This window comes from Xanthomonas cissicola (assembly GCF_008801575.1).
GTDB lineage: Bacteria > Pseudomonadota > Gammaproteobacteria > Xanthomonadales > Xanthomonadaceae > Xanthomonas > Xanthomonas cissicola.
Genome location: NZ_VZPL01000210.1, coordinates 1 through 918, shown reverse-complemented (window position 1 = coordinate 918; position 918 = coordinate 1). Strand labels below are relative to the sequence as shown.

At 54.9% G+C, this 918-nt stretch carries 1 protein-coding gene and 1 pseudogene; one reads left to right on the top strand and one right to left on the bottom strand.

Annotation, left to right across the window (positions count from 1 at the left end):
• Positions 1–120: pseudogene (locus tag F7R02_RS27690) on the top strand (IS30 family transposase); the annotation flags it as partial.
• Positions 121–783: 663 nt separating this feature from the next.
• On the opposite strand, the gene F7R02_RS25600 reads toward F7R02_RS27690, so the two are convergent.
• Positions 784–918, bottom strand: a 135-nt coding sequence (locus F7R02_RS25600; protein WP_151210091.1) for an IS3 family transposase, incomplete at its 5' end; no start/stop codon positions are given.

Sequence of the window (918 nt, the reverse complement as noted above, 5' to 3'; positions counted from 1 at the left end):
AATCACATCGCGTTACTGATGAACACCCGTCCTCGCCAGACACTGGGCTGGAAAACGCCTAGCGAAGCAATGGAAGCGGAAATCGCCGCCTTCAAATCATCTGTTGCACTTGAATCTTGAGACCGCCCTGTCAGTTGCCATCCGGCAAGTCATTGTTACCGAATAGGAATTGCCCCTTTACAGATATACGGGCTTAGTCGATACTTCGCACAACACCGCTTTTTGGCGGTCCAATAGTAGTTAGGCACCACATACATGATCGCAATTGAGTTTGAGCCGCCAGATGTTTCGCGATGCGAGTGCTGTGGCAAAGAGACCATTCGACTCACGCGCTTCGTCACAAAAGACGGTAACGCGCATGCTGTGTGTTACCTCTAGTACACGTCCGGGCACGACCCAAGCCATATGACCGGCTTGATCGGCCTCGGCGAGTGGGGAGAGTTTGCCTCACCGTCCAAGCGCCTCGCATTTCCGTTTAGGCTTTGGACAACTCAAGATTCCAACAACGTGGGGCTCACTGATGCTGCGGAATCACCTTGGGCTGAGTCAACGTTCTTGGGGCGCTTACTCAACCGAGACGAAGCCTTGGCACATCCGTGGTGCAAAGAGGCCTTCCACATCACAGATCACATCACTCTTGAGGATCCTGAGGCCATTGCATTCCTTGCTGAGGCACGCGAGGGTGGCGGCTAACAGTTCAGTCAAGCCGACGCCGCTTCGCGGCCCGGCTTAATTCAGGCGTTAGACACAGGAACTGTGATACGCCCAGGGTTCCGTAGACACTCAAGACTCTCGTTGCGCGTAGCGCCGTTCAAACTCTACAGGGGACAGGTCGCCAGTTGAACCATGACGGCGTTGTGGGTTGTAGAACATCTCGATGTAGTCGAACACCTCGGCGCGTGCGGCGTCCTTGGTGGG